The sequence below is a fragment of the Actinomadura coerulea genome, from assembly GCF_014208105.1.
In the GTDB taxonomy this organism is placed as follows: domain Bacteria; phylum Actinomycetota; class Actinomycetes; order Streptosporangiales; family Streptosporangiaceae; genus Spirillospora; species Spirillospora coerulea.
The window spans coordinates 6900495-6922890 of record NZ_JACHMQ010000001.1 but is presented as its reverse complement, the minus strand read 5'-3'; the positions used below and the strand labels follow the sequence as shown (position 1 = coordinate 6922890).

The following is a 22396-nucleotide window of genomic DNA, read 5'->3' as shown; positions in this document are numbered from 1 at the left end:
GCAGGGCGGAGACGCGCGTCCTCACGCCGCGCGGCGGTAGGAGGCGGGCGGGGTGGGCGTCGTGCCGAGGCAGGTGGCGACGGGGTCCTCGATCGAGCACCAGCCGGGCTTGCGCACCGGCACGTATCCGGCGGGGACGCCCCGGTTCGCGATGATCGACCGGTAGGTCGGGACGGCATCGGTCGGACGGCGCGCCAGGGACGGATCGGTCAGCGCGTCCACCGTGTAGAGGCCGAACCGCGGCCGGTAGCTGCCCCACTCGTAGTTGTCGGTGAGGCTCCAGTAGTTGTAGCCCATCATCTTCACGCCGTCGGCCATCGCGCGCTGGATCCAGTAGATGTGGTCGCGCAGATGGTCCGAGCGCGTGTAGCCGTCCTGGCGCGGCTTGCCGTTGTCCGTGGCCATGCCGTTCTCGACGATGTAGACGGGCAGGTTCGGCAGTCGCCGCTGGTAGTTCCTGAGGACGTAGTACAGCCCCTCGGGCTCGGGGTCGATCTTCCAGAACTCGCCCATGAGCGCGTAGGCCGCGGTCCCGTTCTGGAGGTTGGCGCCGTAGTAGTAGTCGATGCCGATGAAGTCGATCTTGTCGGTGACCTCGTTGAACAGGGCCGCGTCGAAGATGCCGTTGACAGGTGACCCGTAGGCGACGTTGCTGGACACCGGGGCGCCCGGGTCCACCGCGTGGATCATGTCGTAGGCGGCGCGGTGCGTCCTGACCAGGGCGTCGCGCATCTTCATCATCTGCCCGAGGTCCATCGGACGGGCCGTCAGCTCCTTGTAGATGTAGGCGCTGGCCTCGTTGAACGTGATCCAGACGACCCCCTGGCGCTTGTACCTGTCCACGACGAAGCGGGCGTTGCGCAGCCAGTCGTCCTGCGTGCGGGGGTTGTCCCAGGCCCCCTGGTCGGCGACCCAGCCCGGGTACACCCAGTGGTCGAGCGTCAGCATCGGACGCATCCCGGCCGCCTTGACGCGGCGGACGAGATCGTCGTAGTAGGCGATCGCCTCGGGGTCGCGGTGACCGCGACGCGGCTCGACGCGGGACCACTCGATGGACGTCCGGAACACGTTCGCGCCGAGCCCTCGGGCGAGTTTCAGGTCGCTCGGATAGCGGTGCCGGAAGTCGACGGAGTTGCCGTACGGGTCGGTGGCACCGCCGGCCTTGCGGTCGGCGTACCTCGTCCAGTTGCTGTCGGGAAAGGAGCCCTCGCTCTGGAAGCCGGACGTGGCGACGCCCCAGAGGAACCCCGGCGGGAACTTGCCGGTGGCGGGTTTGCCGGTGGTGGCCTTTCCGGTGGCGGTCGGGGCGGCCGCGGTGGCGGGGGACGCGGAGGTCAGCGCGAGGGCGGCCGCCAGGCCCAGGGCCGAGAGGAGGTGGACGGGGCGTGCTCTGCGGGGCCTGCCGAACACGGGACTCCCTCCGGAGACGGACATGAATCTCCTTCGCACTACAGGGGTCGCGCGAGCCCCCGTCAATGGCCGGACACGGCCGGATCCGGCAACCGCCACCCCGCCCCGGGCTGTGCCGCGAATCACAGAACAATAAATTGATCATGCTCATTCGGCCGCTTGTGACTCACTTCACAATTGGCGAAAGGGGTCGTTGATCGCCGCTGGCAGGGCGCTGGACCAGCGTCTCAAACGGACCGCCGCCACCGTGGAGAAATGGCGGATGATTTGCCAGCCCGGCCGGGCGCTGGCTAGCTTCCTGCCCGGTTCATGCGGCGCCCGAGCCGCCCGGACAACAGAACACGCACCCCGACGCGCGGCGGCGGCGCGCACGGCCTTCCACGGGAGGCCGGCGCGGACCCCCAGGTCGTCCCCTCCAGGGACCCCGTCCGGAAGCCGTCGTCGGACGCCGAATCCGTGCAGACGAGAGGCACGGAACCGGAAGCGGCCGCCATTTCTCTGCGTCTCCCCTCAATGACGCTGCGAAATCGGCCGCGGCATCTCGAACCCTCCAGGAATTTCGGAGGGTGACGGCTGCCCGGTAGGCATCAACCGCGAGGTCTGGAGACATTCTGCATACCCCTCGAAACCCCCTGAAGGCCGGATTCACCGTGAGCGGGCTCGTGCTCACCACGACCGCCGCGCTCGGCGCGTCCGTCCTTGCGGCGGGGCCCGTGCATGCCGCGGCGCCGCAGCGGGCGACCCTCGCCGCGGCACCGGCCTCGACGGTCACCACCACGACCCTCACCGCCAAGCAGGCCCGGATCGCCAAGCAGAGGAAGCGCGCCGACTACGCCGTGAAGTACGCGGCCAAGCAGATCGGCGACCCCTACCGCTACGGCGGGACGGGCCCCGGTTCCTGGGACTGCTCCGGGCTCGCCGGAGGATCCTGGCGCAAGGCCGGGGTGAAGCTCCCCCGGACCACCCAGCAGATCTACAAGGCGGTCCACAAGAAGGTCTCCTGGAAGGGCGCCGTCAAGGGCGACCTGCTGTTCTTCTACGGCGGCAGGAGCCACATGGGCATCTACGCCGGCCACGGCTACATGATCCACGCGCCGAGCTCCGGCAAGCGCGTCAAGAAGATCAAGCTGAACGGCTACTACAAGCGCAACTTCCACGGCGCCGTCCGGCCGGGCATCTGACCCCGGACGCACGCCAGGCCCCGCGCCGCCCGCCCGGCGCGGGGCCTTCGCCACTCCCGGCGGCTAAACCGGCAGGGTCCGCCGCAGAAACTCCTCAGTGAGCCGCCAAGCGCGCGCGGCAGGCTCCGGCTGGTAGAACATCGGCGCCTTGCGGTTGTGGAACGCGTGCCCGCCGTCCTCCTGGACGTGGATTTCCATGTGGTCCCTCTGCTCGACCGCACGCTCCACCTTGGCGACGTCCTCCCGGGCGATGTACGCGTCGTCACCGCCGAAGTGGAACTGCGTGGGCGCCTGGATCGCGTCGAGCTTGTCCAGCATGTCCGGCACACCGGACCCGTAGTACGAGACGAGCGAATCGACCTGAGCCTCGGCGGCCACCAGGTAGGCGAGCGTCCCGCCGAAGCAGAACCCCAGGACGCCCACCTTGTCCACCTCTGGCAGCCCCTTGAGAACCCCTAGGGCCGCCACAGCGTCCTCTACGCCCTTCTCCCAGTCGAACTGGGAGACCATCGACATCCCCTTGGGCAGGGCCTCCTCGTTGTGCGCGGTCGACCAGTTCGGCTCGATCCGCCAGAACATGTCGGGCGCCGCCACGACGAAGCCCAGCGCGACCAGGTCCTCGGCGACCGCCTCCATGTAGTCGCCGACCCCGAAGATCTCCTGGAGGAGCAGGACCCCGGGACCGCGCGTCCCCCACACCCGCAGGTCGAACTCGCCGTCCGCGACGACGACCTTCTCTGTACGCGTCATGTCAGCCGATGATGGCGTAAACCGCGCTGGCATGCGCGGCCGTCCTCCCGTCCGCGGTCATGTCGATCTCCGCGAACGCCAGCGTCCGGCCCAGCTTGGACAGCTCCGCGCGCACCAGCACGTCCTGTCCCACCACGGGCCGCTGGAACGTCGTGCTGAGCTGCACCGTCGTCATCGGCACGAAGGCCCCCTCGGCCCCCGACACCGCCAGCACCACCGCCGTGTCGGCCGCCGCCATCAGCGCCTGCCCCGACAGCGCCCCGCCCTCCCTGGCGAGACGGTCGGACCAGGGCAGCCTCAGCACCGCCGTCCCGTCCCCGACCTCCTCGGGCACGAGGCCCAGGTCGAGCACCCACGGCGCGAAGTTGTCACGCAGGATCTCTTCAGGCTTCAACGTCACCCCGTCATGATGCACTCTGAGGGCATGCACGAGGAGATCTTCCTGCCCGCCACCTACGCCGCCGGTGTCCCCTACGCGACGTTCGCCGAGCTCCGCGCCGCGTCACCCGTCGCCTGGGTGGACGAACCGGCCGTCGGCCCCTGGCCGGCGGGCCCCGGCTACTGGGCGGTCTTCCGGCACGCCGACGTCAAGCACGTCCTGCGCTCCCCGGACCTGTTCTCCTCCAACCTCGGCGCCACCCAGATCCGCGACCCCGACACGCCCGAGGACCTCGCCTTCGTCCGCGCGATGATGCTGAACCAGGACCCGCCCGACCACTCCCGCCTGCGCCGCATCGTCGCCGCCGCGTTCACCCCCCGCGCCGTCCGCGCCCTGGAGGACACGATCAACGAGCGCGCCCGCACCCTCGTGGCCTCCGCCCTCGGCGAGGACACCGACTTCGTCGAGCTCGCCGCGGACCTCCCCGTCTGGACGCTGGCCCACATCATGGGCGTCCCCGACTCCGACCGCCGCCTCCTCTACGACTGGGCGTCCCGCGTCATCGGCTACCAGGACCCCGACTACGCCGGGCTCTCCACCGCCGACGCCGCCGCGACGAGCCCCATGGCCCGCGAGGCGATGAAGCACCGCCCGTCCGAGACGGTCCGCCCCGACGGCCGCCCCATCAACCCGCGCTCCTACACGGCCCTGGCCGACATGTTCGCCTACGCCCACGCCCTCGCCGCCGAGAAGCGCTCCCGCCCGTCCGGCGACATCATGTCCCGCATGCTCGAAGGCGGGCTCACCACCCAAGAGTTCGAGAACATGTTCTTCCTCTTCGCCGTCGCCGGGAACGAGACCCTCCGCAACGGCATCCCGGGCGGCCTGCTCACCCTCCTCGAACACCCCGCCGAACTCGCCCGCCTCCGCGCCGACCCGTCCCTGCTGCCGTCCGCGGTCGAGGAGATGCTCCGCTACTGGCCCCCGGTCATGGACTTCCGCCGCACCGCCACGACGCCGCTCGCTCTCGGCGGCCAGAACATCGCGGCCGGCGACAAGGTCGTCGTCTACCACGCCTCCGCCAACCGCGACGAGACCGTCTTCCCCTCCCCCGACCGCTTCGACGTCGCCCGCACCCCCAACGACCACGTCAGCTTCGGCTTCGGCCCCCACTTCTGCCTGGGCGCCCACCTCGCCCGCACCCAGATGCGCGCTGTCTTCCGCGAACTCCTCCCCCACGACGCCACCCTCACCGGCGCCCCCGTCCGCCTGGCCTCCAACTTCCAGAACGGCCTCAAGCACCTCCCCGTCCACCTGACCCCCACCCCCTAACCCCGTCGCGAACCCCCCGCCGATCTCGGTACGCTTGCCGAGACGGGTCGCTAGCTCAATTGGCAGAGCTCCGGACTTTTAATCCGTAGGTTGTGGGTTCGAGTCCCACGCGACCCACCCAGCCCGACCAGGGCAAACGCAGAAGATGCCTGGTTCGTCCCCTGCCGGACATGCCCCGGTTCGTCCCCGTGGCTGCTCGATGGCTGCTCGGCGGCTCGATCCGGGCTCTACATCCGCCCTGGTAGTGCTCCGAAACCGGGTACTCGTCACCCGCTCAAGCCGGTCATGTCGCCCACAGAACCGGCGCTCAGACCCACCAGAGCAGTCAGCAAGGCACTGCCGTCGGCGTGAGTCCGCAGGCTCGCGGGCCGGAGCGGGCGGCACCATCGGGCACCCCACACCAAGTCGGTCCTGAAGAACAGCGTGATCAAAACATGACTCTGGCGATGACGCGCCTCCAGCGAGGACGCCACCACCTAAGCCCGGGTGGCACAAACTCTCGTCCACCGACTAAACGGCATGCATCACTCATACGACTGCCGCCCAGCCTCCGATGCTGCGGTGTGCGCCGTCCTCGATAACCCGTACGATGTCGCATACCTCCTGCGTGGCTTGCGTGCCTCAGCTGTTCAAGGCTGTCCGAGACACCGACGACAATCGCGGGTCGGGCGGGTTCCAGATCGGACGGTTCAAAGGCGTACGCACGTTGCATCCGCTGCTGGCCACGATCTGCACTCCGATCGCCCGCCCGGTCGTGGCCGCGGTGCGGCCGGGCCAAGGCAGATCCGCCACCCCACCGGCGTGCCCGATCCCGACACCGGCGAGCTGATCTATGATGCACGGGTCGCCGAGATACCGGCCTACACCGCCTTCACCGTCCGCGGGAAGAGTGAGCAGGTCACCGCCCGGCTGATCACTGGGCCCAGGCCTGGACACACCTGTTCGACACCGTCCACGCCCCGCCCGACAGCCGCTGACCTGCTGTCATCCACCGCCCGAGCGGGCCCGACCAGAACCTGACACGTGGAAAAGCTGGGCAGACCAGCCGATCACCCCTGCCCGCCGGCCGCCGACAACTCGATACCCCCTACCGAAACCGCCGAGAGATCAACCCTCGATTCACCATCGGTGGATTGAGGCTAGGCGGTGGTGGCCAAGAATGGCCAGACCAGCTGATACCTTCGCGCTCTCAGACATCAGGGCCGCCATCCTAGCTATCGTCGCGGCATGCGCGATCACATGTACGTTCAGGTGCCTAGCGGACTCTGGACTCTCCTCGAACAGGACGGATTCGACGAGATCGAGATCAGCGACCGTGGCTCCGACGAATGGGTGCAGGTGGTCCAGATCGCTTGGGCAGCCGGAAGAGACGGCCTGGGAGTGGCCTCAAGCGTGGTCGGCGTATACCTTGCGCGGGACCAGATTCGCTCGTTCGTCCGCAAGTTGGCCTTCTGGGTCGACGAGCGCCAGTCTCCAGGCAGCGAGGGGGACGAGAATCATTTTTCACTGGAGCTCACAAGCGGTGCCGGAGTCGACGCGGTACGGATATCGATCGATTGTCCCCGGGGTCCCGACGGCAAGCCCGAAGTGGACGTCGAAGCATTGACCGACGTGATCGGCTCCCTCATTGACGGCAATCCCTCCGGAACCACTTGAGCATTATCCGGGAGGCGAGATGTCCCCATTTGCCGGTCCTGAGATCGGTCGGGCCTATAGAGAGATAGAAGATCGTGCCCGGGCCAACGGGATCGATTCTGTGGAAAACGAGGCATGGGAACTGCTGAAGCAAGCTCATGGCCTCCTCATGCAGGGCGACGCGAGCGTTGCTCACCCGCTCTTCTTCGTCGCCCGGCTCTCCTTCATGATCGAAGCGTCACACAGTCAGTGGATCGTGGCGACGGCCGCCGCAATGGGGTTCTCCAGCGCATTGAGGGCCATCGATCTCCAATGCGAGGCTGCTGGAAGACCCTTCCCCGAAGAATTGAGGCCCGCGATACAGGCCATGGCCGATGCCGCCGGGTATGTGGCCCATCGCTCAGGGGTGCCGCTGGCCGGCTGCATCCTCGCCGAGTCTCTGACCAACCAGATGTTCGGTGACCGTTTACGCGCCCGGGAGATATCGGCAATCATAGGGCGCAGGAATCCACGGAAGGAACTGCGGCGGATCTATCGGACTTTGCAGGGCATGGCCGCCACATCCCAGGCCGCTCTGGCGGGATCAGCGAATGCGGCCGCCGCTCCCCGTCACGAACTCCGGCGGATGGTCGAGGCCATGCTCCTGGACGACCTTCGAGCGGGTGCCGCCCAGTCCTCAGAGGCTTATGTGCTCACCGCGGCCGGTCCGGTGCACGCCGTCCACGGGGCAAGTTTCACCCGGCGATCGGTGATCTACCTGACGCCCGGGCCTGATGCGGGAGCCGCGATCCGGCTCGAGGCGCCCGAGACCGGTCGTCAGCTCTGTGAAAGCATCGAATTGCCTGGCCTCTCACTAAATGCTCTCGATGCGCAGGCGCGAACGGTGCGCGACGTCCTGTCGTCAGGGGAAAAGCGGGTCAGGGTAAGGAACGAGGCGGTGACGGAGGCCCTGCAGAAGGCGGCCGAGACCGTATGGCAGCCCGTCCTCGAAGCCTGGCCCGACTTGATGGGCACGAAAGTCGCACTGGTGCCGCTCGGCAAATGCGCCCTGTTGCCACTTTACACGGCGCTGATCGGCGACACGCCGGTGTGCGCCATTATGGATCTCACGATCGTGCCGTCGGGTGACAGCCTCATGCTCGCCGCCATGTGGCCCAGGCCTGATGACGGCAAGGTCTTCGTCGCTGCAGATCCCTGGTTCGGCAGCAAAGAGATCCCGGTGACGGTACGGGAGGCGCAGAACGTCGCGGCGCTGCTGGAAGTGCGACCGCGGATCCTGAGGTGGCCGAGCGGCGCCGCACCGGAAGGGGAAAGCGATGAATCGGATCGGCTGCGCGGCGTGTACGAGTTCCTGGATCCGGCGCTCGGCGCGCCGGACCTTGGGACGGACGGCGATCTGGTCGGCGAGTTGGCAAAGGCCGGGCTTGTCCACCTCGCCTGCCATGGTCACCCGAACCCGCAGGATCCCCTGCGGTCGGCGCTATTGCTCGGCCGGCCGCTAGAACTTTCGGTGTTGCTCAACCAAGATCTCAGGCCCGGCGCAACCGTCGTGCTGTCCGCCTGCCAATTGGCGGACATCGGTACCGAGTTCGCCGCTGAGCAACTCGGGTTTCCGGCCGCTCTCCTGGCCATGGGCGCGCGATCGGTGATCGGTGCTCTCTGGCGGATACCTGACTCGGACGCGATGGTGACCTTCATGATGGATCTGCACCGCAACCTAAGGAGCCACCCACCGTCCGTTGCCCTGGGTCAGGCGATCGGGCAGGCGTGCGCCGAGGGTCAACGAGCGACCGTATGGGCGCCGTTCGCTCATTTCGGTGCCTGATGGCCATGCCGGGCCTCGGATCCTGCGTGTCGGCGCTGGGCGGCCTTCCTGCGCTCCCAGGCCGACGCGCTGCTGGCCTGCGACTTCATCGAGACAGTCACCCTCACAGGGGCACGCCTGTACCGATTTCAGCCCGGAACGGGCGTCCTCGCAGGGAAATCGAGGCTAAGCACCCTGCGGCGGTCAACCCTGATTAGTGACGAGCGGCGGCGCGGAGTCGGCGGTTCGGGTCCTCCGGGAGGGATAGCAGTGGGACACTTCGCACGGGGGGCGCCGACGCGCAGTGGCAGCGGGAACGCTTCGGGAGGTCGACCGCGGCATGGCGAACGGGAAGAAGGACGCCATGCGACGGCGCCGAACCAAGCGGCTGGCGGAGCGCGCGGAACGGTTCGAGCGTCATGCGGCGCTGGTCAACCAGCGCAGCGGTGACCCACGCTATGTACATCATGTCGCCAATCCCGACGGGTCAGTGACTCTGACGCCAGCGGTGTCGGATGTTGACGACTTCCAGGATGTGGTGGAGAAGGCGGCCCAGCAATTCCGTGCCAAGTTCGGCCGAGAGATTGGGCCAGATGCCCCTGTCTCCTTCGATCCCGACGCCGATGAGCCAGTGCCGATCGACGAGCAAAAGATGGTCGCGGAGGTCCGCGAACAGGCCGAGCGCATGGATGGCCCCGTGATGCGCATGCACATGCTCGCCTTCGCCGAATTCGGCTACGTGGTCGCCGAGATGAACCAACACGCCTTTTCCGCCCACGAGGTCGATGCGTACTGGATGCAGTCGCCCCGCACATTGGCTGATAGCGAATCAGCACGGCCTGGCAAGTCTCGCCGTGATCGCCTGACCTGTGCTAGAGCATCACAGCGCGATCCGGAGCCAAGCTCTCATTCATTGCTAGGCCCGTTGGAAAAACCCTCACTGATGGAGCGGACATCGATCGAGCGGAGGCATCGCCGAAATGCGCGGACTCCTAGGTAGACGACTAGCGCTGCCCTCCGGATTTCGGCGCAGTGGGGTTTGGGCTGCGGTTGCGGTGACGGCGGTGGCTGGTGCGGGCGGCGGCGCTGCCCGCGCACTCACCGACGGTCCGGACTCTCCCCCTCCCGGAGCAGGATCGAAGCCGTCAGCAACTTCACTGCCGCCGCTGTGGGTAGAACGGGTGGACGCCTACGCCGACGGCACGGACGGCTTGGCGGTGCCTGCTGGGGCACGGCTGTCGGCCCGGCACGAGCAATACCTGGCTGGCGCGAGGATTCCCGAAGTCAACAGCGAAGAACCGCGGGTCAGGCAAGAGCTCCGCGACCACGCCGGAGCGGCGCCGGTGAGCCAAATGAGGGTTTTCGTGCATCTGAGGATCTTGCCTGGCAAGAAGATCACCATCACCGATATTGCGCTCGTGGAGCTGGTGCGTAGGGCGGCGCTCAACGGAACGTTGGTGCATGAGGTCGCCGATTCGATGAGCAACGGCGACGGCCCCGATGTTCGGAACTTCCAGAACGATGTTGTCTTCGACCTCGCCGAGAGCAATCCCGTCGCACGCAGGTACACCGTCCCATATCGCCGGCTGGCCCCGCACAGGCCCATGGGAACTTCCGATAGTCCCACCGGAGCCCACCGTCTGGCTCCGCTTGGACGTCCCTACTTCGCGGGCGCCACCCGCCTGCAAATGAACGGCGGCCCTTCGGCGGAGGATGTACGGCTCGACGACGATCCGCCCCAAGACAAGTGGCGGGTCGACATCCGCGCGCGTCTGGCCGATGGCCGCTCATCGGCGACCTTCAAACTGAAGCTGAAGTACCACGATGGCCAAGCGACACACCACGTGACCATCGATGACCGCGGGCGGCCGTTCCGACTGACCTCCCCCCACTGTGTCCACCCCGGCATCGCCTCCTACCAGCGCGCCCGCACCACCGCGGGCAACCAGACCCTCTCCGGCTGGCAAACACCTTGGGCTCCCTCCCCTGACTTCTTCTTCTATTTCCGCTGTTAGGCCCCATGCGGGTTGATGAACCACGCTCTGTCCACTGATACAAGAACCCCAAATCATGATCAATTCACGGCCCGGTCGACGCCCCCCCAGGAGTCCACACCCACCACGAGGACGGTTCAGTCCGAATGGCTGGTTCACCAGAAACCGCGGCGGGGTGATCGTCACAGCGATTTCCGCCGCACTCTCGGCTGGTATCGGCTGGTATTTCGCCGCCGTGATCGGTTCAGACCGACTTACTGACGCAGGGCGCGAGTTCCTGCCCGGCGGGCACCGAGACGAGGTCGAATACAACATAACCGATACCATCGCCAACGGTGACACTGTCGCGCTCCCCAGAGACACCGTCCTCAGTCCCGAACTGCGGCACTTCCTGACCAAAGGAATTCCGAACTCCGACTACGGCGGCTCCTCTCATGAACTCAATGACGAACTCAACGCGAAAGGCGCCGTACCGGGTGAACGGACACTCGCCCTCTACCTCCAAGGCAGACGCCGACAGGGTATCCGGGTCACTAACATAATTCCCGTGGAGATCCGCCGCGGCCCCGTGTTTGACGGCGCCCTGGCTGTGCTGCCTCCGCAAGGCCCGGAAAGGTCAATGAGAATGCAGATCGACTTCGATGAAGTCATGCCCCGGGCCCGCACGATCACAGATAGCACCAGCGGCAAGCCGAATAAGCCTGGAGACTACTTCTTCCCTAGAAACACCATTCCCCTCCCCGATGGCAAACAGAATCCTCCAATCGAAATCAACACAGTGATCAGCAAGGGGTCCGTGTCCTTCAAGATACGTGTCGAGTTTCTTGTAGGGGTCAAACCTCGTCACCTAATCATAGACAACCGTGGGCAGCCATTCCGACTCACGGCATACGCCTGCACCAGTGCCAACCGAGCGTCATACAGATACGCTGTTCGGATGGGGCCAGGAGGCATCCTGCCACTCAGAAATCCCCGCCAAACTCCGCTCAAGGAATGCTGAGCATCACCCCGCTTCGGGGAGGTGAGGCGTTCGCCGAGGGTCATCAAAGATGACCAGAACCCGCGGCGTCGGCCCTTAGGGCTGACGCCGCGACCGTGGCAACGGCCCCAAGACGGTCGACGACGCACTGGACCAGCTGCTGAGCTACCTGGTGTGGGGCGATACCAAGGCCGCGCTGCTGATCTTCATCAGGAACAAGAATCGTGGCCGCGGCCATTGGCAAAGCCGTCGAACGGTTCGAGGCTCACGCCAACTACAAGCGCCGCGGCGCCCACGACGACGAGGAGCGCCTGGACTTCGTCCTGCACGCCAACGGCGACACCGACCGGGAGATCGCCTGGCTTTCCTGCCGTTCGCGCTCCCGGGCGACGCCACCAGCCGCTTCACGCGCTGAGCCGACTGGCAAGCTCGCCGCGGCGCCGGGTTCCTGAGCCTCACGACGCTCAGGACCCTGACGTCAACAGTTCGGCGAGCAGGGCGCGGACGCGGGCGTCGATCTCATAGCGGAGGGCATCACACTTGAGGACGAACTCGCCCCGCGGCAGCCACTCCCGACTTCGACGACGAACAGACCTCAGCGCCCTCCACTTGGCCCAGTTCCGCCTGGCTAGAACCGATCTCCATGACGCAGGCCTGCGTTGCAGGAACCTGCGGGGCGCGAACCCTGCACTTACCGAAAGCTCCGTCCGTAAAGGTCGGGCGAAGCCGCCGCCAAGCAACCCACGCGATCACCAACAGCCCATGGCGGCTCGTTGTGGGCTCGGCGGTTCTGAAACGAATTGGCATGCAGTGGCATTGGACAGCAGAGAAATCGGACGAGATCCGGACGGTTCGGCATACAATGCCACTGCGCAACACGTTCCGACACGACAATTCCGGACTTTTAATCCGTAGGTTGTGGGTTCGAGTCCCACGCGACCCACCATCCTGACCAGGGGAAACGCGAGAATGACGGGCTTGTCCACCGTCGCGTTTGCCCCCTTCGTCCCCATGTCGGCTCGAGGACGGCTCGGCGGCTCGATCCGGGCCCCACTTCCCCCCGGTCGCGCCTCAGGGCCCGGCAGCCCTCACACGCTCAAGCCGGTCATACCGCCTACAGAACCGACGGCCATGACCACCAGCACAGTCAGCAACGCAGCTTTGCAGGGGCTGCCCATAAGGTGAGTCAAGGAGAGCACGGCACGCCAAGAACACGACGCGGCCTTCAAAGACGCTCGGTCATCACACCAAGCAAGATCATCACACTGGATGAAGGTCCCGGGATCCCACCGTTAAGAGCGATCGCGGGACCTCCCTTTTTTTGTCCGGGCTGTACCGTCACCGAAGAGCGGCACGGCCTCCCCCTGTAAGAGCGGCGCTGAAGAATCGCGGGATCACCATGCGGGGGTTGCTGCCAGGCCCGAAAGCCGGGAAGAACCGCAGCGCGACCGTACTGAGCTGGGAGCCGGGGCAGCGCGCGTACGCCAGCGCCGGTCGTTCGGCGGCGAGCTTGGCGACACCGTACGGCGAGGTCGGCTCGGTGGAGTCGCTCGCCCGAACCGGCTCCTCACCAGAGGTGGCCGGGCCGTAAACGTGGGCCGAGGACGCCACCGCCAGCCGCTGCGCGTCGTGCCGGATACAGGCGTCCAGGAGACGCTGAGTGGCCAGAACCGACGTGGCGTGATCGGTGAAGCCCTCACCCCGAGATCGAGGAGTCAACCCGCACCCCGCCCGGCGCCGGCCACCCACAAGCGGCCGACCTCCGCGCGCCCCGTATCGCCGCCATTCTGCGAAAGTGCACGGACCGAGGCATTTTTTTACGCCGCCAAGGCCGGGGCGGCACCGGTGAGCGCGGCCAGGGCGACTGCGACGACCTGCTCGGGCCCGATGTCGGCGTAGCCGGCCAGCACCGACAGCACCGCCACCCAGGCCGCAAGCGCCACGGCGAGGGCGCGGGCGCTGCGGCCGGGCGGTGCGGCGACATGGCCGGCTCCCTTCGGGCGGACGCGCGGTCTCTCCGGTAGGGCGTGCCCTGCACACCACCCGTTTCCCTCAGAAAACCGGCGCGGTGTCGGCAACTCGGCGCGGCGCGATGCAATCCGGCACTCGAGTACGGCACGCATGAGCTGCTGCGGGCCGCCGAGCTACGTGACCACCCCGCGGCCGAGCGCCACGACTCGCGTCTCCAGGTGCGGACCCGCGGGGCGGCCGCAGATCGCGACCGCAGCTACCGTCCGCCGGACCTTGGAGCGGGCCGTCGCCGGCGACGGCCCCCACCTCATGCTGGACCGGTGGAATCCGGGCCGTCCGGCTCCTCGGGGGTGAGCAAGCACACACGCGCAGCCGACTTGAAGTTTTATGCAATTGGTTAAACTTGCATTTTGTCTGGTGGTTGATGTCGCTGGGAGCGAGGAGGCCGATCGTGGGGCGTGGTCGGGCGAAGGCCAAGCAGGCGAAGGTCGCACGCAAGCTGAAGTACGACACCGGTGGCGTCGATCTTGATCGGTTGCGCAGGGAGCTGGCTACGGCCGGCGGCGGGGCGTGGGGCACCCGCGCGGAGGGTGGACGTCCGCAGCCGGCCGAGGGCGGGGGAAGGGAGGCCGCGGATGAGTGAGTGCGGCGCCGAGGTGCAGGAGCCGGTGCGGCGGACGTTGGGCGCCCCACGCAGGGAAGCCGATGTCCACGGCGTATCACCCAACGCGGACGAGGCGATGGAACCGGAGCGTCGGGCCGTCCTGCGCGGTGTCGCGTGCAACGCCGGAGAACCGGTGCCCGGCGGTCGAAGTGTGAACGACAAGGTGGAGGGGTGAGCGTGCCGGTCCCGCTGCATCAGGCCAAGGCCGCGCTGTTCAAGACGCTCGGGCATCCCGTGCGGGTCCGGGTGCTGGAGTTGCTGTGCGAGGGGCCGCAGGCGGTTCGCGACCTGCTGGCCGCGACCGGTGTGGAGGCCTCCAGTCTGTCGCAGCAGTTGGCGGTGTTGCGCCTGGCCGGCATCGTGACCGCGCGCCGCGAAGGTTCGACGGTGGTGTACGAGCTGGCGGGCGCCGATGTGTCGGAGCTGATGCGTGCGGCCCGGCGGATCCTGACCGACCTGCTGACCGGCCAGGGCGAGCTGCTGGCTGAGCTGAAGGCCGACGCGCTGACCGGGCCGGCCGGCCCGACCGGTGAGAAACGCGCATGAAAGTCCCGGCGAACCTGCGCGATCTGCCGGGGCCGCTGGCGCGGTTGCTGCCGCGACGCGCCGACTGGACGGTCGCCCGGCGGTCGTGGGGCCGTGACCTGGTGGCCGGGTTGATCGTGGCGGTGGTGGCGCTGCCCCTGGCACTGGCGTTCGGGGTCAGTTCCGGGTTGGGCGCCCAGGCGGGGCTCGTCACCGCGGTCGTCGCCGGGGCGCTGGCCGCCGTCTTCGGCGGCAGCAACCTGCAGGTGTCCGGGCCGACCGGCGCGATGACGGTGGTGCTGGTGCCGATCGTGGCGCGGTACGGGGCCGACGGCGTGCTGCTGGTCGGGCTGCTGGCCGGGCTGATCCTGATGGCGGCGGCGGTGCTGCGGGTGGGCCGGTTCGCGGCCTTCCTGCCGACCCCGGTGATCGAGGGCTTCACCGCCGGCATCGCGGTGGTGATCGCGTTGCAGCAGGTGCCCGCCGCGCTCGGCGTCACCGGCGTCCACGCCGAGAAGGTGTGGCGGGCAGCGGGTGAGGCCGCGGCCCGGTTCGCGGCCCATCCCACGCTCGCCGCCCCGATCATGGCGGCGGGCGTCGCGGCGCTGATGCTGATCGGTGGCCGCCGGTGGCCCGGCGTCCCGTTCTCGCTGGCGGGCATAGCGGTCGCCACGATCGTCGCCGAGGCCGCCGGGCTCGACCTCGCGCGGATCGGCGCCCTGCCCGCCGGGCTGCCCGCCCCGTCGCTGGGGTTCGTCCGCCTCGACGCCGTCACCGCTCTGCTGCCGTCGGCGCTGGCCGTGGCGGCTTTGGCGGGACTGGAGAGCCTGCTGTGCGCCACGGTCGCCGACGCGATGAGCGTCGGGGACAAGCACGACCCGGACCGGGAGCTGTTCGGTCAGGGCCTCGCTAACCTCGCCGCCCCGATGCTGGGCGGCGTGCCCGCCACCGCCGCGATCGCCCGCACCGCGGTCAACGTCCGGGCCGGGGCCCGTTCCCGGCTGGCCGCCCTCATCCACGCGGGCGTGCTGGCCGTCATCGTGCTGGCCGCCGGCGGCCTGGTCGGCAGCATCCCCTTGGCGGCGCTGGCCGGGGTACTGCTGGCCACCACCGTCCGCATGGTCGAGGTCGGCTCCCTGGCCGCCCTGGCCCGCGCCACCCGCCGCGACGGCGCGGTGCTGGTGCTGACCTTCGCCATCACCGTGGCGTTCGATCTGATCACGGCCGTGGCCGTCGGTGTCGCGGTGGCGATCGTGCTGGCGTTGCGCGCCCTGGCCCGCACCGCCCGGCTGCACCCCGTCCCCCTCCAGGACGGCGACCACACCGCCCAAGGGCGGTCCCTGCTGGAAGAGCACATCGTGGCCTACCGGCTGGACGGCCCGCTCTTCTTCGCCGCCGCCCACCGCTTCCTGCTGGAACTGTCACAAATCGCCGACGTCCGCGTGGTCATCCTGCGGATGTCCCGCATCACCACCCTGGACGCCACCGGCGCCGGCGTCCTGGGCGACGCCGTCACCCGCCTGGAACACCGCGGAATCCTCGTCCTGCTGTCGGGCATCGACCCCGCCCACGACCAGGTCCTGGCCACCCTCCGGATCGCCGAACACCTCCGCCGCGACGGGCTGCTCTTCCCCGACACCCCTGCCGCCATCGCCCACGCCCGCGCCCACCTCCACGACCACAGCATCGGCGCAGAGACCGGCACGGCACCGGCCACTGCCAGCGCCACCCCGCCGACCGGCCAACCAGGCGGCCGCCCACCCTTGACCAACGCGCCACAGCCGATGGCGTAGGCACCCAGGGACCTTCGACCGGGTCACCTTCTTGCCGAGTCGAAGCGGATCACGGGCGGCGGCGCGTTCGGTCCGGCCGCCCTTCCGTGTCGGAGCCGACCGCGCAGGCCCGGAGTTGCGCCGCCCGTCGCCGATGCCCGGCCGCCCGCGTCCGCTCCTCCTCCCGGGGCCCTCCCGGCGGCCAACGGCATCCGCCGCCGCGCGCACTCCTCCCAGGCGCGTAGGGCCGCGCGTCCGCAGCCGATGGGACCAAGGTCCTGCCGTCGCCCGCCCCACCCCAGGGAGCCGGCCGCGCGGCGAGGCACTCGGCCCCGTTCGGCGGATCGCCCGGTGGATCGCCGAAGTGCCGGCCTGAACCGTCCCGGCTCCACCCGCGTGCGTATCGGGCGAGGCTCCTTCCCTGGCCTGCGGTGCGTCCGGCGCCGAAGGCCCCGGCCATGCGGGGCCGGCGCCCCTGGGGAGGTGATCGTCCCCAGGCGCAGGCTGGTCCCATGGTCACCAGGACGGCGCTGCTCGCCGCTCGGCGGGGCCCCACTTCCGACGAGGCCGCCGCGCGGCTGCGGCGGGACGGGCGATCGCGCTGCCGGCGATGGTGCCGTCCGGGTTGATCTGGACGGAGCTGGGCCACGGGTCCCGGTGGGGGGACCGGCGGTAGGTCTTCTCCGAGTTGGCGGGCGAGGCGGTGTCGTCTTCGTAGGGCAGGTTGATCAGCGCTGTAACGGATTCCCGGCGGGATTTGCCGGTCCAGGGCCTGGAGCGATGGTTGCCCAGACGGGCCTGCTTGGTTTGAGAGCGCCCAGGCTGTCGGCGAGTGCTCACCGCAGGTTGTAGGTGCGGGTCACGGTGGTCAGGTCGCCGTCCTCGCGCGTGGAGGGCACCAGATCGCGTGGCGGCGGCACGAAGCCGGGTACGGTCGTGAGACCGGTCGTCTCTGCGATCGCGGTGAGCCGTCGGCCGCCCGGTACGCGCACGGTGATCGAGGCGCCGCTGGCGGGGAGGCCGCGGAAGCGGACCTCGCCTGGCCAGGTCTTGGGTCGTGTCCCGTCGACCGCCACCCGTGCGGGCCTGGAGCCCGGTACGGCCGCCGACGCCTCGGTGATCGGGTGGTCGAAGCGCAGCGTCACCGAGCGGGCGCCGCGTCCGGTGCTCACCCGCAGCCTGAGCAGGTCGCCGTCGCGGGAGACGATCTGGACCCTGGGCTCGGCCGCCCGCATCGGCTGGGCCGGACCCGTCCATCGCAGGTTGCGCGCGTATCCGGGCGGGAGGCCGCCCTGGTCGTGGCCGGAAGCGTACCGCCGGGTCCAGGAGCCGGGATCCGCGTCACCGCTCACCCAGTGCGCGGTGCCGCTGTCGGCGTTCATCACGTAGGCCAGGTGGGTGCGGCGGGGGCGCGTCTGGTCGTAGGTCTCGACGGTCATCCCGGTCACGGCCAGCGCGATGGCGAGCGCGAGGGCCGACGGCACGGCGAGCGCGGCTCGCCTCTCGGGGAGAACGAGTTCGGCGAGGGGAAGAAGCGTCAGCCCGAACAGGGCCAGCGCAAGTGCGGGCACGCCCGCCAGCGCGAGCCCCATGCCGTCGAAGGCAGCCTGCGCCCACGCGGGCAGCAGCAGCCCGGGGACAACGAGCCCGAGCAGCAGCGCCGCAAACCGTCCACGCGGCAGCAGGACGGCACCCAGACCGCCCAGTGCGCACGCTAGGGCGGGCAGCGTGCACAGGAACGCGGCGCCCGGCGCGGCCCACGTGAGCAGGACGCCCAGACCAGTCGGCCAGGCGAGCGCGCCGACCGCGAGCGCAGCCGGGCCGAGCCTGCGGCGCAGCGGGACGTACCACAGCGACAGCGCGAGCACGGCCAGCGCGGCCACGGCGGCCCGGTAGGGCACCGGCCGGTGCAGCAGGCCGCCCATCGTGTCGTAGTCGGGCCGCACGCCCGCCAGGACGCTCCACAGCACCTGCGCCAGTACGGCCGCCAGCAGCAGCGGCAGGATCGCGGACACCGCGGCGATCAGCATGCGCGGCAGGCTCGCGAGCCGCCGTTTCCGCACCGCCGCGACCAGCCCGCCGAACGCCAGGACCGACAGGACCGTCAGTACCGGCACCAGCGCCCCCGGGTAGGTCACCATCACCCCGGGCAGCCGGAAGTAGGTCGCGTCGCCCCGACCGTCCAGGTCGGCCATATCGGTGTTCCCGAGGGTGCGGGTGAGCGCGAGCATGGTGGCGCCCTGGTGCTGGAGGCTGCCCCGATCAAGGTTGCCGATCGAGTCCGTGGCCGTGTGGTAATGGGAACCGCGCTGGATCCAGGCGAAGTTCATGCCGCGGAACCCGGCTTCGGACAGCGGGGTGAAGTCGGTGTTGTTCGGCAGCATCCGGTAGAGCTCGACCATCGAGGAGTCACCGTGCGGCCTCGGGGCCGCGTGCGCGAACGCGCTGACCAGCCGGGCATTGTTCCGGGTCGTCTCGAACATCAGGGTGGGCCCGCCCGCCCCGCGCGCTTCGAAGTTGAGGAGCACGCCCTTGGCGCGGCCGAGCGGATGCTCCCGGACGAACGCCTCGGCGCCGAGCACGCCGTCCTCCTCCCCATCCGACAGCAGCAGGACCAGGTCGTTGCGCAGCGGGCCGCGCTCCCGTAGCGCGCGGGCCGTCTCCAGGATCGCGGCCACGGCCGCACCGTCGTCGGAGGCGCCGGGCCCCATCGCCGCGGAGTCGTAGTGCGCGGCCAGCAGGATCGTCCCGGTGGGGTCGCTGCCTGGGAGCGTGGCGACCACGTTCTCCACCCGCCCGAACGTCGCCAGCCCCGCCCCCGAGGAGGCCCCGACCGCACGTTGCACCTGCACGCCGAACCCTTCGGCGCGCAGGTGCCCGACGAGGTAGTCGCGTGTCCTCGCGCTCGCCGCACTGCCGATCGGCCGCGGCTCGGTGGCGAACCGGCTGAGTTGGCCGAGGGCTCGCGCGGCACTGAACTCGTCCGGCCGTGCGTCCACGGGCAGCGGGCGCGGTGGGCCGTCCGCCCTCGGCGCGGCGAACATGACCACGCCGAGGGCCAGCAATCCGAGAACGCCGGCGAGTACGCGGCGTGGTGCGTCGAGCAATTTCTCCGTCACGCGACCTGACGCTAGGCCCGCCCGCACGGGCCCGAAATGGGGTGCGCAACCCGGTCGGGCTGCGGTTTTCCGCACTCCTGTTCATGTTGAAAATTTCAAGGTGCGGATCGAACCGGCGGCGATGTCCGCCTTTCGCCTGCGAGTCGATGTGCCGTTCGGATCGGCGGATGACTGTGGACGCACCGCCTGCTCGGTCGCGGCACCGATGGTCGACCGTGGCGGCTGCATGTCCAGGGGGACGCACGTGCCGAGGTGGATCCGGGCGGCCGTCGCCGAGCTGACCGACCATCCGCGCGGATCTTGACCGAAAACGAGAACACGTTACAGTTTCTGCCATGACAGCAGTCACTTGGGACGCGCCGGACGGCGACCACCCCGCGCGCCGGGCGGTACGCGCGGCGATGGCCGCGGCCGCGGGCGGGCGCAAGCAGGAGTGGCTCGCGCTTTTCGGCCCGGACGCCGTCATCGAGGACCCCGTCGGCCCCTCGATGCTCGATCCCGAGGGCAAGGGGCACCGGGGGCCGGACGGGATCGAGCGGTTCTGGGACGAGAACATCGCCCGGGTGCGCACGTTCCACTTCCGCGTGAGCGACTCGTTCGCCAACGGCCCCGCCTGCGCCAACGTCGTCACCATCACCGCGACGCTGGACGGCGGGACCACCATGACGATCGACTGCCTGACCGTCTACACCGTCGATGACGACGGCCTGATCACCTCGTTCCGCGCCCATTGGGAACCGGACCGCGTAATGGCCACCCTGACCTCCCCGTAAGACGCAGGGAAGCGGCTTCAGGGCCATGCGCACTCCCCCGCACCGCAGTGGCTCCCCACGCTGGCGGTCGTGCTGTACACCGCCGAGCTGACGGTCGCGCTCGCGGTCATGCTCACCGCGGTCCCACCCCGCGGTGAACGAGCGCGCTTTCCGGCTGCTGCACTGGATGACCGGCCGCCCCGAACCGGCCCACCCGGACCATGGCGCACTGGGACCGGTGCCGAGCTTCTGGTGATGGGACGGCCCGGTGGAGCCCTTTCCGGCGGATAGAGGTTTGGCTTCCTGATCGTTTGGCTTGCGGGCGGAGGGTAAAGCAGGGACAAGGGCAGTGATGAGGGAGGCAACGCATGCTGGAGGGGTCTGCGCAGTCTTACTGGATGGCCTCGTCGAAGAGCCCGGAGTATCCGACGCTCACTGAGGACGTCGATGTGGACGTCGCGGTGATCGGCGGGGGTATCGCCGGAATCAGCACTGCTTGGGAACTGACCCGGGCTGGAAGGCCCGCGATCGTCCTTGAGGCCGACCGTATCGTCTCGGGAGTCACCGGTTTCACCACGGGGAGGCTTTCAGCGCTACACCCGTGGGTCTTCGCTCCGCTGCGTGATTCTCTCGGCGCGGAGGCCGCCCGGCTCTATGCGCGTTCCCAGCAGGAGGCAGTCGAGCATGCGGTCCAGATTGCTGACAAGCTCGGCATACAGTGCGATGTGGAACGCCGGCCGTCCTACCTGTATGTCGAGCCTGTCGAGCGGACGGGCGATCTGAAGGCCGAGGCCGCTGCCGTCCGGGAAGCCGGGCTCGCCGCCTCTTTCGTGACCGAGACGCCCCTGCCGTACGACGTCGCCGGGGCGGTCAAGCTCGACGAGCAGGTCCAGTTCCACCCGCGGCACTATCTGCTGGGCCTCGCGGAGGACCTGGTTCGCGGTGGGGGCCGGATCTACGAGCAGACCCGTGTCGTCGATCTGGTCCAGGGGCGGCGGCACCGGCTCACCACCGACGCCGGCGTCACCGTGCATGCCCGTGAGGTGGTCATCGCCACCCTCTTCCCGGTGTTCGGACGGGCCTTGCTCGACTTCAGGCTCGTCCCCTTGCGAGAGCTGGTCATCGCCGCGCCCATCGCCGAGGAGGACGACCCGGGCGCCATGTTCATCACCCGCGAGGACAACACCCGTTCGGTGCGGACAGCACCGTATGGGGAGGGACAGCGGCTGCTGCTGATTACCGGTGAGTCGTTCGAGCCGGGCAGTGGCGAGACGACCGAACGGCACCGGACGCTCGTGGAGTGGACCCGGCGGCACTTCAAGATCGGCGATGTCCATTACTGGTGGGCGGCCCAGGACCTGGACACCACCGACAAACTCCCGTACGTGGGCCGCGTCGACGACAACCTCTACGTCGCCACCGGTTACGCCAGATCGGGTATGAGCCACGGCATCATGTCGGGCCGCTTGCTCGCCGGCCTGCTGACCGGCGAGGAACAACCGTGGACGGATCTCTACGCCCCCCGACGCAAACACCCGATCAGGGAGGCAGGACCCGTACTGAAGGTGGGCCTGTCCCACCTCCGCCGCCGGATCGCCGACCAAGTCCGGGTCACGCGCATGCCCGTCGCCGAACTGAAGCCTGGGACGGGCGCGGTCGTCCGTATGCGGGGCCGCGTCTGCGCCATCTACCGCGACGACCACGGCACGCCACATGTTCTGTCGGCCCGGTGCCCTCATTCGGGATGTCTGGTGACCTTCAACGACGCCGAGCGCGTCTGGGAATGCCCGTGCCACGGCTGCCGTTTCGCCGCCGACGGGTCAGTTCTTCAGGGGCCCGCAACAGCCCCACTAAGTCCCGAGTATGAGTGTATGAACCCGTAAACAACACACTTCAACTCAACTGGCTCCGCATCTTCGCCTCCCCAGCGCTTTTCCTTGCGCTCTGCCACCGCGACCGCCTGCGTGCCGACATCGTCACCCTCAACACCGGCTCCGCCGCAGGCATCGCCCGCCACTACGACGGGCGCGGCGAACCGGTAGAGGATCGACAAGCACGCCCTGCGACCTCGCCCAACTACCCGGAAGCTCCCCCGGATGTCGTTCGGCAAGGCACCGCTCGGGTAGCTC

General features: G+C 68.9%; 19 protein-coding genes and 1 tRNA gene. 14 read left to right on the top strand and 6 right to left on the bottom strand.

Annotation, left to right across the window (positions count from 1 at the left end; translation table 11 throughout):
- Positions 1 to 21: 21 nt before the first annotated feature.
- Complete coding sequence (locus BKA00_RS32135; protein ID WP_185031432.1) at positions 22 to 1434, bottom strand: glycoside hydrolase family 1 protein; 1413 nt, start codon at positions 1432 to 1434, stop codon at positions 22 to 24.
- A 626-nt stretch (positions 1435 to 2060) separates the two neighbouring features.
- Between BKA00_RS32135 and BKA00_RS32130 the strand changes: the two genes are divergently transcribed.
- A complete protein-coding gene (locus BKA00_RS32130) occupies positions 2061 to 2591 on the top strand; it encodes a C40 family peptidase (protein ID WP_230298819.1) in 531 nt (176 codons plus the stop codon).
- Between the two features lie 63 nt (positions 2592 to 2654).
- On the opposite strand, the gene BKA00_RS32125 is transcribed toward BKA00_RS32130, so the two are convergent.
- Positions 2655 to 3341, bottom strand: coding sequence for a dienelactone hydrolase family protein (locus BKA00_RS32125; RefSeq protein WP_185031430.1), 687 nt, complete (start codon positions 3339 to 3341; stop codon positions 2655 to 2657).
- Position 3342: 1 nt separating this feature from the next.
- A complete protein-coding gene (locus BKA00_RS32120) occupies positions 3343 to 3741 on the bottom strand; it encodes a hotdog fold thioesterase (protein ID WP_185031428.1) in 399 nt (132 codons plus the stop codon).
- A gap of 24 nt (positions 3742 to 3765) precedes the next feature.
- Here BKA00_RS32120 and BKA00_RS32115 point away from each other — a divergent pair, with 24 nt between their 5' ends.
- The 8 genes from BKA00_RS32115 to BKA00_RS32080 all read left to right on the top strand — a co-directional run bounded on the left by BKA00_RS32115 (position 3766) and on the right by BKA00_RS32080 (position 11916).
- Positions 3766 to 5052 (top strand): cytochrome P450, encoded by a 1287-nt coding sequence (locus tag BKA00_RS32115; RefSeq protein ID WP_185031426.1) that lies wholly within the window; start codon positions 3766 to 3768, stop codon positions 5050 to 5052.
- Positions 5053 to 5096: 44 nt separating this feature from the next.
- Positions 5097 to 5169, top strand: a tRNA-Lys gene (locus BKA00_RS32110).
- A 1110-nt stretch (positions 5170 to 6279) separates the two neighbouring features.
- Positions 6280 to 6708 carry a hypothetical protein gene (locus BKA00_RS32105; protein ID WP_173397769.1) on the top strand — a complete coding sequence of 143 codons (429 nt, stop codon included), beginning with the start codon at positions 6280 to 6282 and terminating at the stop codon, positions 6706 to 6708.
- Between the two features lie 100 nt (positions 6709 to 6808).
- Entirely contained in the window at positions 6809 to 8512 is a 1704-nt protein-coding gene (locus tag BKA00_RS32100) for a CHAT domain-containing protein (RefSeq protein ID WP_185031424.1), read from the top strand.
- Between the two features lie 319 nt (positions 8513 to 8831).
- Entirely contained in the window at positions 8832 to 9491 is a 660-nt protein-coding gene (locus tag BKA00_RS32095; RefSeq protein ID WP_185031422.1) for a hypothetical protein, read from the top strand.
- Positions 9492 to 9672: 181 nt separating this feature from the next.
- On the top strand, positions 9673 to 10506 hold the full coding sequence (locus tag BKA00_RS32090; RefSeq protein ID WP_173397766.1) for a hypothetical protein: 834 nt from the start codon (positions 9673 to 9675) through the stop codon (positions 10504 to 10506).
- 154 nt (positions 10507 to 10660) lie between these two features.
- On the top strand, positions 10661 to 11485 hold the full coding sequence (locus BKA00_RS32085; protein WP_185031420.1) for a hypothetical protein: 825 nt from the start codon (positions 10661 to 10663) through the stop codon (positions 11483 to 11485).
- A 203-nt stretch (positions 11486 to 11688) separates the two neighbouring features.
- Complete coding sequence (locus BKA00_RS32080) at positions 11689 to 11916, top strand: hypothetical protein (RefSeq protein ID WP_185031418.1); 228 nt, start codon at positions 11689 to 11691, stop codon at positions 11914 to 11916.
- 886 nt (positions 11917 to 12802) lie between these two features.
- Here the strand turns inward: BKA00_RS32080 and BKA00_RS40945 are convergent.
- Positions 12803 to 13213, bottom strand: a complete 411-nt coding sequence (locus BKA00_RS40945) for an NAD-dependent epimerase/dehydratase family protein (RefSeq protein WP_420829700.1) — start codon at positions 13211 to 13213, stop codon at positions 12803 to 12805.
- A 68-nt stretch (positions 13214 to 13281) separates the two neighbouring features.
- Positions 13282 to 13407 carry a hypothetical protein gene (locus BKA00_RS40120; RefSeq protein ID WP_268248217.1) on the bottom strand — a complete coding sequence of 42 codons (126 nt, stop codon included), beginning with the start codon at positions 13405 to 13407 and terminating at the stop codon, positions 13282 to 13284.
- 479 nt (positions 13408 to 13886) lie between these two features.
- On the opposite strand from BKA00_RS40120, the gene BKA00_RS32070 reads away from it, so the two are divergent.
- The 3 genes from BKA00_RS32070 to BKA00_RS32060 all read left to right on the top strand — a co-directional run bounded on the left by BKA00_RS32070 (position 13887) and on the right by BKA00_RS32060 (position 16417).
- On the top strand, positions 13887 to 14078 hold the full coding sequence (locus tag BKA00_RS32070; RefSeq protein WP_185031414.1) for a DUF3073 family protein: 192 nt from the start codon (positions 13887 to 13889) through the stop codon (positions 14076 to 14078).
- A gap of 198 nt (positions 14079 to 14276) precedes the next feature.
- The gene (locus BKA00_RS32065; RefSeq protein WP_185035078.1) at positions 14277 to 14645 is read left to right on the top strand and encodes an ArsR/SmtB family transcription factor; all 369 of its coding nucleotides are present in this window, start codon (positions 14277 to 14279) and stop codon (positions 14643 to 14645) included.
- A complete protein-coding gene (locus BKA00_RS32060; RefSeq protein WP_185031412.1) occupies positions 14642 to 16417 on the top strand; it encodes a SulP family inorganic anion transporter in 1776 nt (591 codons plus the stop codon). The genes BKA00_RS32065 and BKA00_RS32060 overlap by 4 nt, the downstream gene beginning before the upstream one ends.
- An 815-nt stretch (positions 16418 to 17232) precedes the next feature.
- On the opposite strand, the gene BKA00_RS32055 is transcribed toward BKA00_RS32060, so the two are convergent.
- On the bottom strand, positions 17233 to 19515 hold the full coding sequence (locus tag BKA00_RS32055) for a M28 family peptidase (RefSeq protein WP_230298822.1): 2283 nt from the start codon (positions 19513 to 19515) through the stop codon (positions 17233 to 17235).
- Positions 19516 to 19850: 335 nt separating this feature from the next.
- Between BKA00_RS32055 and BKA00_RS32050 the strand changes: the two genes are divergently transcribed.
- A complete protein-coding gene (locus tag BKA00_RS32050; protein ID WP_185031410.1) occupies positions 19851 to 20288 on the top strand; it encodes a nuclear transport factor 2 family protein in 438 nt (145 codons plus the stop codon).
- Between the two features lie 347 nt (positions 20289 to 20635).
- The gene (locus BKA00_RS32045) at positions 20636 to 22150 is read left to right on the top strand and encodes an FAD-dependent oxidoreductase (protein WP_185031408.1); all 1515 of its coding nucleotides are present in this window, start codon (positions 20636 to 20638) and stop codon (positions 22148 to 22150) included.
- The last annotated feature ends 246 nt before the right edge of the window (positions 22151 to 22396 follow it).

Bases quoted from the DNA above. Each gene is read 5' to 3' on its own strand.
- BKA00_RS32060 (WP_185031412.1), top strand. From the start codon at position 14,642: ATGAAAGTCCCGGCGAACCTGCGCGATCTGCCGGGGCCGCTGGCGCGG.
- BKA00_RS32105 (WP_173397769.1), top strand. From the start codon at position 6,280: ATGCGCGATCACATGTACGTTCAGGTGCCTAGCGGACTCTGGACTCTC.
- BKA00_RS32135 (WP_185031432.1), bottom strand. From the start codon at position 1,434: ATGTCCGTCTCCGGAGGGAGTCCCGTGTTCGGCAGGCCCCGCAGAGCA.
- BKA00_RS32125 (WP_185031430.1), bottom strand. From the start codon at position 3,341: ATGACGCGTACAGAGAAGGTCGTCGTCGCGGACGGCGAGTTCGACCTG.
- BKA00_RS32045 (WP_185031408.1), top strand. From the start codon at position 20,636: ATGCTGGAGGGGTCTGCGCAGTCTTACTGGATGGCCTCGTCGAAGAGC.
- BKA00_RS32050 (WP_185031410.1), top strand. From the start codon at position 19,851: ATGACAGCAGTCACTTGGGACGCGCCGGACGGCGACCACCCCGCGCGC.
- BKA00_RS32115 (WP_185031426.1), top strand. From the start codon at position 3,766: ATGCACGAGGAGATCTTCCTGCCCGCCACCTACGCCGCCGGTGTCCCC.
- BKA00_RS32095 (WP_185031422.1), top strand. From the start codon at position 8,832: ATGGCGAACGGGAAGAAGGACGCCATGCGACGGCGCCGAACCAAGCGG.